The following is a 10,450-nucleotide window of genomic DNA, read 5'->3' on the forward strand; positions in this document are numbered from 1 at the left end:
TGAATAATACGCAGGGCAAGATGGTCAGTCGGGGACGTTTGCAGCTTGGCACCCATCAAGAAATTGACAATCAGCAAGGGTTTGTCGAGGCTGGTGATATGCTGGATGTCCGCGCGGACGGTAGTTGGAATAACCACGGCGGCATCGCACAAGGGGGCAAGCAGGTTGTAGTCTCCGTACATAGCATCAACAACACCGACGGCAAACTACAATCGGGTGGCTATCTGACACTCAACAGTACGGGGGATGTCATTAATCAGGCAGGCACCCTGACGGCGCAGCAACACCTCAACTGGCAGGGCGGTACGGACAGTCTGCTTAACAATGACGCAGGCAAATTGTTCAGCCGCAGTGCGATGTCACTGCAAGGCGGGCAGTTGACTAACCGCCAGAAGGGGTTTATTCAGAGCCAGAAGGAACTGACGTTGAATGCTACCGGCAGTGTTGATAACCAGTCCGGAGAAATGAGCGGAGAAAACCTGAATCTGATGGTACAGAGCCTGAATAATACGCAGGGCAAGGTGATCAGTCAGGGGCGTTTGCAGCTTGCCGCCCATCAGTCGATTGACAATCAGCAAGGATTTGTCGAGGCTGGTGATGCGCTGGATATCCGCACCAACAGCAGTTGGAATAACCGCGGCGGCATCGCACAAGGAAGCAAGCAGGTTGTAGTCTCCGTACATGGCATCGACAACACCGACGGCAAATTACAATCGGGTGGCGGCCTGACGCTCAACAGTACGGGGGATGTCATTAATCAGGCAGGCACCCTGACGGCGCAGCAGCATTTCAACTGGCAGGGCGGTACAGACAGCCAGCTGAACAATGACAGGGGCAAATTGTTCAGCCGTGATGCAATGTCACTGCAAGGCGGGCAGCTAACCAACCGCCAGAAAGGGTTTATTCAAAGCCTGCAAGAACTGACGTTAAATCTAACAGGCAATTGGGACAATCAAGGCGGAAAATTGGCCAGTAGCGGGAGCAGTACGGTGAATGCTCAGAGCCTCCTCAATGCGCAGGGGGAAATTCAGGTACTGGACACGCTTGATATGCAGTTCACTCGCGCACTAAATAACAGCAATGGTCGTATCTTCAGCAAGTTGAAGCAGTCCCTGCGTGCGGAAGATATTCTTAACGCTCAGGGATGGATAGGTAGTCAAGGTAGCTGGTTCGCCACGGGTAGCTGGTTTGACAACCGAGAGGGCAACGTGCTGAGCCAGCAGGAGACAACGCTTGCAGTAAGCGAGCTGAACAATCAAAAAGGCATCCTACAATCGGCGAGCGCGCTGGTGTTACGTGTGGCACAGGATATTGATAACCGGGTTGGTAAAATCAGTGCCCAGGGACGGCTGGATGTACAGGGCATTAAAGAGGGTACAGCGGTCGGAAGATTACAGAACGCCGGTGGGAAGCTACAGGCCGACGATGGTCTTGTTGTGACGGCACAGGGTGTGGACAACCAAAATGGCCTGCTCTACAGCCAGAAGCAGATGCAGCTGACCTTAAACGATACCTTGGATAATCGTCAGGGTAAGTTGAAAAGTGGTGGGGATATGCAGCTTGATGCGCAATTGCTGCTGAACGAGATGGGTTCGATGGACAGCCAGCAGCAGCTTGGGTTGCGCATTTTGGGATTGTTGGACAATACCCGAGGTATGGTGAGAGGCAACGGCGACCAGCAGATATCGGCTGAACGGGTTGATAACCGGCAGGGGGTGTTCAGCAGCCGGGGCGCTCTTGAGCTTGCCGCGAGTCGGCTTGATAATCCGGACGGTATGATTATCAGCCAAGGTGCTGGTACTTACCGCATTAACGTGCTCAATAATCAGCATGGCAAAGTTCACAGCAACAACACGCTAACACTCAGTGGCGAACAGCTGAACAATCAGGCAGGACAGCTGATATCAACCAAGGCGATGCGTCTCGGCAGTAAGCAGCTCAATAACAGCGGGCAGGGGAAAATCACCAGCCAGGATGCGCTGGTTGTGCAGGCCGATCGACTGAACAACCGCGAAGGCGGGCTGCTGTTAGGCACGATACACACCGACGTGACTGCTCGCGAGCTGGACAACACCGCAGGACGTCTGCAAAGCGCTGGAGCCCTAACGCTGTCGCACCTTAACGTGCTGGACAATCGTCAGGGGTATCTCTTAGCCAACAAAATACTCAACATCAATGTCGGTAACACCGGTGCGCCTTCTGTACTGACACTATTCAATCAGGGCGGTACCGTTCAGAGTGGGGAGCAGCTTGTGGTCAATGCCCACACCTTGAATAACCAAGGCGGGACATTGCTCAGCCAACAGGCGCTCACGCTTGCCGTGCAACAAGACTACACCCATCGGATCGGCGATACGCTGAGCAGTAACGGGGCGATGACCTTCTCTATTGCCGGTGTGCTGACCAATCAGGCCGACTGGTTGTTGCCGGGTAACCTGATTGTCAACAGCACCCATTTCACCAACCTAGGTGCCTTGGTCGGGAAAACATTGCAACTGACCACTGGGACATTGCGCAATTTGGGGCGTCTGGAAGCCGACAGCATGATGCTCACCAGCGACATTTTGGACAACCCGGCGACCATCATGGGTGATGACATCACGGTGCGTAGCCGGGTCATCGACAACTATGGGCGCGATGCGGTGATCGCCGCCACGGAGAGTCTGAACTTGCATGCCGGCGAGCGTCTGACCAACCGGGATGGCAGCCTGATCTATAGCAGCGGTACTCTACATCTTGGCAGTGATGACAAGATTGAGAATCGTGCGAGTCGCATTGAGGCTGACGGGGATATCTGGGTTGAGGCCAAACGGCTGGATAACCTGCGCGAAGGGCTCGACATCACGCGTGAGGCGGAAAAAAGCGATTACAAATGGCACCGTTACAACTACAACTGGCGCTCTTACGGTTCGACGGTCAATACCGACAAAAACACCGTAATGCCTACCACACAGCGTCTGATGTTCCGCGATGACGTTGCGGTGGAAAATAGTCGTTACGGTACCCTACTGGCTATCGATGCTACCGGCAAACGAGCGCAGGTGCGAGTGAAGGATAGCAGGGGGAAGATGCGTGAGCTGTGGGTGAACTACTTGGCTCTGACGCCGGGCAGCGACGGCGGCTACGACATGACGTTTTATGAGACGCGCGGTTTTCGTCAACATGCGGTGCCGACACCTTATCACAACACGGTCTGGCGCGAGCACAACCGGGGGCGGATTGAGCAATGGGACCCGGAGAAGCATGTCGACATTGCAGATGCGCCCTTTGTGACTGACTACAATAATTTCCGTGAACGCTCGACAACCGGGACGGTGACAAGGGACAAATTGATGTCTGCGGGTACCGGTGCCCATATTCTGGCGGGCGGCAACATGGTGTTGCGCATTGCTGATCAGCTGCTCAATGACGCCAGCACCCTCAGTGCCAACGGCGATCTGTCGATGAAAGGCGACGGCAAGGTCACCAACCGGGGCTATTCGGTGAACGAACGGTATCAAGAGTACATTGTCGATCACTACGACAGGGATACCAGGCATTGGTACCCAACCTTCAACCGTGACGAGACCAGAGCGTTGACCACCATTGACGGTATCATCACAGGGCATGGTAACGTCACTATCAACGGCGCACATTTGGAAAACACCACAGTCAATCAGGCGCAAATCAGTAGCGTCGATGCGGCACAGAAGGCGGCGGAGGCCGAACGTGCGGAATGGGAACGTAATCCACCGGCGGTGACGGTTGATGGGGAGGATTGGCAGACGGGAGATACGAAACTGACGCCGAGTAGCCGACCGCTCACACCGGATATCCTGCCATTCACACCGGGCAGTCAGCCGCTCACACCGGATATCCAGCCGCTCACGCCGGGAAGTCGGCCGCTCACACCAGACATTCAGCCGATTACGCCGAGTAGCCAGCCACTTACACCGAACAACCGGCCACTCACGCCGGCCGAACTGGCACTGACCAATAAACAACATCTCGGCAGTGTGGCAACATTTGTCCCTAATAACGGTTTGTTCCGTCAGCACCCGGCTGAAGGGAGTCCTTATTTGGTGGTGACCGACGAACGTTTTACCAGTAGAAGCCGGTTTATCAGCAGCGATTACCTGCTGCAACGAGTGGGATATGACCCGGTGCAGGCGCATAAACGCCTGGGTGACGGGTTCTATGAACAACGTCTGGTACGTGAGCAGGTGCTCAAACTGACGGGTCGTCCTTCTGTGCACGGCGAAGATGCTATGGAACAATACCAGTCGCTGATGAACAATGGTGTCAAGGTGGCAAAAGATTTCCATCTGGAACCAGGTGTGGCTTTGACGCCGACGCAAATTGCGGCGTTGCAGCAGGATATCATCTGGCTGGTGAGTGAGACGGTCGAGACTGCCACCGGCCCGCAGACAGTGTGGGTGCCCAAGGTCTATCTTGCCAACACTACTTTGCGGCTCACTGGAGATGGCGCCCTGATTGGCGGAGGCAATCTGAAGCTGTCAGCGAACAGTCTCAACAACGCCGGTAATCTGTTTGTTGATAAGGCGCTCAACATTGACGCCGGTCAGTTCCTACATCAAGGCGGCGATATCCGTGCAGACAGCATTAATGTGCAGGCGGATACTCTTACCCTGAGCACCAATCTACAGGATGCGTTGCGTCAGGCAACGATGAGTGCACGTGAACTCAGCCTCAGCGGCGGGGATATCCGGCTGCAAGGGGCCAAACTTGGCGCCACGCAGAACCTCAGTCTGCACGCTCGCAACAATCTGGATATCACTGCGGCCAGAAGCACTGCCACGGCTGACCTTGAGGTGATTTCGGGAGCGATGGGCAATCGCAGCAGTAGCGGTATGGAGGACCCCGGAAAGCGTATGGCGCAGGTTAGCGGTGAGTGGCAACAGGCACTTGGCAGTACGCTGAATGCCGGTGGCGACCTCAGCTTGGCCGCTGGGCAGGACATTACTCTGCAAGGGAGTCAGGCTAAAGCTGGGGGAATTACCCGCTTGCAGGCAGGCGGGGACGTGAAATTACTGGCGGAAACCACTACCAACCGCACACATTTGGAAGCCAACAGCAGCACTTCATCGGTGAGTAACCGTCGTGAGGAAGACCGACTGCACCTCAGTACACTGAGCGGTGATAAAGAGGTGACAATTCGGGCGGGAGAAAATCTGGTGGCTGAAGGGGCTCAGGTTGACAGTCAATCAGGCAGTATCGGTTTGAGCGCACAAGCGGTTACCATTAAGGACGCCAGTCAGCACATTACCGACAAGGATAGTGAGCGCAAGCGTGAAGGCAGCACGAAAAGTCAGAGGGAAATGGAGACTATCAGCGATAGCGCTGTGGGCAGCACCTTTAGCGGGCGTGATGGCATTACAGTCGTGGCCTATGAGAGGGATATTACAGTCACGGGCAGTACTCTGCACAGTGAGCGGGGCGCACTTGCGCTGCGGGCGAAAAAGGACATTACGCTTAACAGTGCCACTGAGCGTGATTATCAATTCTCGGAAGAGCGTTCAGAGAAAAAAGGCTTCTTATCGAAGAGCAGCAGCCATACGGTACAGGAAGATAGCGTCACCCGCGAGAAAGGCACTCTGCTCAGTGGCGACAGCATCAGCATCACGGCGGGCAACGACTTGGCGGTGAGTGGATCAGCGATAGCCGGGGATAAGGATGTGACCTTGCAGGCGGGTAACAACGTCGATATCACTGCGGCCACTGAAACCCAATCCCACTATTTGCTGGAAGAGAAGAAAAAGAGCGGACTGCTTAACAGCGGGGGAATTGGTTTTACCGTGGGCAGTCAGTCCACCCGTCATCAGATCAATGAAGATGGCACTACGCAAAGCCAGAGCGTTAGCACGGTGGGCAGCAGCCAGGGCAATGTGAGCATCACAGCTGGCAATCGCGCACATATCGGCGGTGCGGATCTAGTGGCGGGCAAGGATCTCAGTATTACCGGCGACAGCGTGCAGATTGACACGGGGTATGACAAGCGCACTCGGACGGAGACGTTCGAGTCGAAACAAAGTGGGTTAACCGTGGCGTTGTCAGGGACGGTGGGCAGTGCGCTCAATACTGCGGTCAGCACGGCACAGCAGGCCAGAAAAGAGAGTGACGGGCGGCTCAAAGCCTTGCAAGGCACTAAAGCGGCACTGTCTGGCGCACAAGGTTATCAGGCCTGGCAGCTCAGTCAGGCGGAGTCTGCGAAAGCTGATGCCATTAATCAGGCGGGCGGTAAGGCCGACAAACCGAACGACACCATCGGTATTCAGCTCTCTTACGGTAGCCAGTCATCGAAATCCGAAACCCGTACTGAACAGACACAATCGCAGGGGAGTAGCCTGAGTGCGGGGCAGGATATCCGCATCAAGGCCACCGGAGACAATGCGGTTGCTGACAGCGGCAATATTCTGGTCAAAGGCAGCAGCCTGAAAGCGGGTCGTGATATAGAAATGGACGCTAAACGTGATGTCGTGCTGGAATCTGCCGAAAATACCCAGACTATCAGAGGTAAAAACAGCAGCAAAGGCGGCAGTGTCGGTGTGGGGCTGACTGCTGGGCAGGGCGGTTACGGTATTAAATTCTCTGCCAGCGTCAATGCAGGCAAAGGCCATGAAAAAGGCGACGGGGTGACCCACACTGAAACATTGGTCGATGCGGGTAATCAGGTCACCCTAAAATCTGGGCAGGATACGACGCTGAAAGGGGCACAGATCAGCGGGGATAAAGTGACTGCCGATGTCGGCCGTGGCTTGCACCTGCAAAGCGAACAGGACAAAGACAATTACGACAGCAAACAGGAGAATGTCAGCGCTGGCGCTGGCCTTACGTATGGTTCGATGAATGGTTCGGCAAGTGTGAATGCCAGCCGTGACAAAATGCACAGTAAGTTTGACTCAGTGAAAGAGCAGACGGGTATCTTTGCAGGTCAGGGCGGTTTTGATGTCAAGGTCGGTGAGCATACCCAGTTGGATGGTGCGGTGATTGCCAGTACGGCAGATAAAGACAAAAACCGTCTGGAGACGGGGACGTTGGGCTTTAGTAATATCGAAAATAAAGCGGAGTATAAGACTGAACATCAGAGTGTGGGGGTTAGCACAGGTGGCGCGATTGGCAGCCAGCTGACGTCCAACATGACGTCAAATATGCTGGCGGGCACCAATAGGAGCGACAGTCAATCGTCCACGACTCATGCGGCAGTAGAAGACGGTACGATTATAGTGCGTGATAAGGGCAGGCAAAAACAGGATATAGCAGAGCTGAGTCGTGATACGAAAAATGCCGCCAACGGTCTGACACCTATTTTCGACAAGGAGAAGGAGCAACGACGGCTGGCACAGGCGCAGGCTATCGCCGAAATCGGTGTCCAGGTGATGGATATCTACAATACCCATGAGGCGATTAAGGCGACGAAAACCGCGACGGAAAAGCTGAAAGATCCACAAACACAGTTGAAACTGAAACAGGATGCTGAAGAGCAACTGAAGAAAGAAGGTAAAGCAATCGATGCAAAAAGCCTTGCTGATCGGGCATATAAGATAGCTTATGACGGTGCCATAAAAGATCAGGGTGCTGATATTGGCAGCTCGAAGCGTCAGGCTGTCACGGCCGTGGTCGGCGCACTTCAGGGACTAGCCGGGGGTGATATTAAGGCCGCGATTGCCACTGGTGCGGCACCGTATCTGGCGAATGCGGTGAAAAACCTGACCTATAATGGTAAAAAACATTATGATGAACTGACGGCGGAAGAAAAAGCCACCAATCTGGCGGCCCACGCGATTTTAGGTGGGGTGATTGCCGAAATGAAGGGTGGTTCTGCCACTGCGGGGGCGGTGGGTGCGGCAGGCGGTGAATTAGCGGCGTCGGCCATTGCCAGTGTGCTCTACCCGGATAAGAAACCGGGCGAGCTGTCGCCGGATGAGAAGGAGAAAGTCAGTAATCTGGCGACACTGGCGGGAGGACTGGCAGCGGGACTGGCAACGGATTCGACAGCAGGCGGTGTAGCCGGGGTGCAGACGGCGAAGAATGCGGTTGAGAATAACTTTTTGAGCGCGGAGCAGATAGATGACTTTGCGGCCAGAGCCAAAGGGTGTGAGGGACGCGGCGACTGCAAACAGATCACGAAGGAAATGGAAGATCTGAGCCTCAAGCAGCAAAAAGAGCTGATCGCGGTGTGTTCTTCCAATCCCGCCGCCTGCAAGGAAAAATACGGCGATATCCCGGCTAATGGTATGCTGGTACGTCAAGCCATCGATCGCGTACTGGGTGACGATGTGCCTTCACGGATGAAGAATGATATGTCTTCTCTGTTGGCCCAGCAGATTGAAGCCGAAGGCGTCGTTTCGAGTACGGAATTTGCCAGCCAGTTACAGAGCCGCTACGGTATCGACAAGCAGCAGGCAGAAATCTTGGCGAGTGCGGCATTAGGGGCTGTTACCGGTGGAATGGGCAAAGGAGGCAAGCCCGGCAATACGGCAGCAGAGAAAAACATTGTTGTGGTAGATTCCGGTAAGAAAGGCGGATGGAATAAGGCCCTGAACAAACCCGAACCGAATACGGTCTATCATGTGGATGGGAACAAGACTTATCATACTGACTCATTAGGAAGAACGGGAAATGTGGATGCCACCCTATCTTGGTCGAAGAATGATCGTAATACATATCAACAATGTAAAGGTGGTAAATGTGGAAATGCCGGTGATGAAGGCGGCCATTTAATCGCCAGTATTTTTAATGGGCCTGGTGAAAAGCTCAATATTGTTCCAATGAATGGTAACCTTAATAAAAGTACCTGGAAAAAAATGGAGAACAATTGGGCTAATGCTCTAAAAGATGGGAAACAAGTTAATGTGAAGATAGAGCCATCATATATAGGAAACAGCGTTAGACCTGATAAAATCACTGTAACTTATCAGATCGATAATGGACGTCCTATTAGAGAAACATTTAAGAATGCGCCAGGAGGTAAATAATGGGAACAACTGATGACGAAATTTACTCCCGAATAGGAAAAGTGTTATATGAAGCTGCTCCAGAAAATGCAATTAAGATCTTTCTGGACGCAGAACTATCTCCTGAAAATGATCATGCAAAATTTTTATTTGATTACGTTGATAACCTTGGCGAAAAGAAATGGTTTGTTCCAAATAGCCCAGATGTCGATGGTAAATTAATAGAGACTCTAGTAGAACTGAGAAAATATTATATAGAAAATAATCTAACTAATGGCTTGCCTGCTTGGTCAGGGTGTGAAATCACCGTTGATCTGGATAAAATGAAAATCAACATAGATTTTAAATATGATGATTAGAACCCGCCCCGGCTTTGTGCCGGGGCCGTTGTTTTGTCCTATTCTGTCAGCATCAACCCACCGGGATAATACTTAATCCAGTTAACGGCAGCACTGGGGTTGAATGGTGCAATACTCAGCCCCTCCAGACATTGCCAGAGTTCCAGCGTATTCTGGGCCGTAATCACAATACAATCCGGCATCACCCGTATCTTTAGCGGCATTCCGAAGGTAAATCCCGCCTCTTGTAACCATTTTCCCTTTAAAGAAATGCTGTTTTTTCCCGCTCTCCCAAAACGCTCAGCTTGGGAAATCCGGCGAATTGTTTTATTATCGCGTCCAGCCATAATTAACTACCTCGTATAGTTGGTTGTGGTGAGCGGGCTGGCGGTGTGGCTGCACCATCAGCCCGCGTTAAAATCCCTTCTTTAATTAGCCGCTTGTTTTTTTATTGCTGAGCCTGCGCAATCACCGCATCCAGCATCTCAGACACCAGTTTCTGTTTACCCTTGGGTAACTGACTAATAATCTGAATCTGTTTTTCCAGTCGTGAAGCCGGGCCGCGCTTACTCAGTATCCGGTCACTCTCTTCGCCGAATAACTTTTCCAGTGAAACTGAAAGTATTCTTGCCACAGTTGGCAGTATCGATATTTGTATCCTCCTTCTGCCCGCCTCCCATGACTGAACAGCCTGCTGGGAAACATTAAGCTTCTGCGCCAGTTGAACCTGTGTCAGCCCTGCCTCCTTGCGTAAGGTGGTTATCCTCTTGCCTAATGTCATCATAAAAATCTGTTCTTCACTGCTGATAGATGCGGCCATAGTCTTTTTTACCGATATTGTTCGTGACTCAATGACCATAATCTACTCCCTGTTTTACATCTTACTGTTGTAAATACTACCTGCTGTAGTATATGCTTGTCGAGTTATTTTTATCAAAACCCTATTGACAGGTTTTTACAGGAGGTCATTGATGACCCGCGTTCCCGATACCGATTTAGCCCGTTTAAAGCAAACCGTCTCGTTGCTGGGACTGGCGCGTAAGCAAGGCCGTGCGATGAAAAAACGCGGTGAGGATTATGTGCTGCGCTGTCCGTTCCATCACGAGAAAACGCCCTCAATGGTGATATCGCCGGCTAAGAACCTGTATCACTGCTTTG

General features: G+C 52.7%; 4 protein-coding genes and 1 pseudogene. 3 read left to right on the forward strand and 2 right to left on the reverse strand.

Features of this window, described 5'->3' with window-relative positions; genetic code table 11:
* Positions 1–2: 2 nt before the first annotated feature.
* Both EAE93_RS25375 and EAE93_RS18655 read left to right on the forward strand, forming a co-directional pair.
* Positions 3–8,975 (forward strand): annotated as a pseudogene (locus EAE93_RS25375) (hemagglutinin repeat-containing protein); the annotation flags it as partial.
* A complete protein-coding gene (locus EAE93_RS18655; protein ID WP_105397058.1) occupies positions 8,975–9,313 on the forward strand; it encodes an immunity protein YezG family protein in 339 nt (112 codons plus the stop codon). The pseudogene EAE93_RS25375 and the gene EAE93_RS18655, both read left to right, overlap by 1 nt.
* Before the next feature lie 38 nt (positions 9,314–9,351).
* On the opposite strand, the gene EAE93_RS18660 is transcribed toward EAE93_RS18655, so the two are convergent.
* Entirely contained in the window at positions 9,352–9,639 is a 288-nt protein-coding gene (locus EAE93_RS18660) for a SymE family type I addiction module toxin (RefSeq protein WP_105397059.1), read from the reverse strand.
* Between the two features lie 101 nt (positions 9,640–9,740).
* Positions 9,741–10,151 carry a helix-turn-helix domain-containing protein gene (locus tag EAE93_RS18665; RefSeq protein WP_248000830.1) on the reverse strand — a complete coding sequence of 137 codons (411 nt, stop codon included), beginning with the start codon at positions 10,149–10,151 and terminating at the stop codon, positions 9,741–9,743.
* Positions 10,152–10,263: 112 nt separating this feature from the next.
* On the opposite strand from EAE93_RS18665, the gene EAE93_RS18670 reads away from it, so the two are divergent.
* On the forward strand, positions 10,264–10,450 hold a 187-nt coding region (locus tag EAE93_RS18670; RefSeq protein ID WP_214039610.1), incomplete at its 3' end, for a CHC2 zinc finger domain-containing protein.

The organism is Photorhabdus akhurstii (assembly GCF_018448925.1).
In the GTDB taxonomy this organism is placed as follows: domain Bacteria; phylum Pseudomonadota; class Gammaproteobacteria; order Enterobacterales; family Enterobacteriaceae; genus Photorhabdus; species Photorhabdus akhurstii.

What these genes read in the sequence shown, in the direction of transcription:
- EAE93_RS18655 (WP_105397058.1), top strand. Translation starts at nt 8,975, where the DNA reads ATGGGAACAACTGATGACGAAATTTACTCCCGAATAGGAAAAGTGTTA.
- EAE93_RS18660 (WP_105397059.1), bottom strand. Translation starts at nt 9,639, where the DNA reads ATGGCTGGACGCGATAATAAAACAATTCGCCGGATTTCCCAAGCTGAG.
- EAE93_RS18665 (WP_248000830.1), bottom strand. Translation starts at nt 10,151, where the DNA reads ATGGTCATTGAGTCACGAACAATATCGGTAAAAAAGACTATGGCCGCA.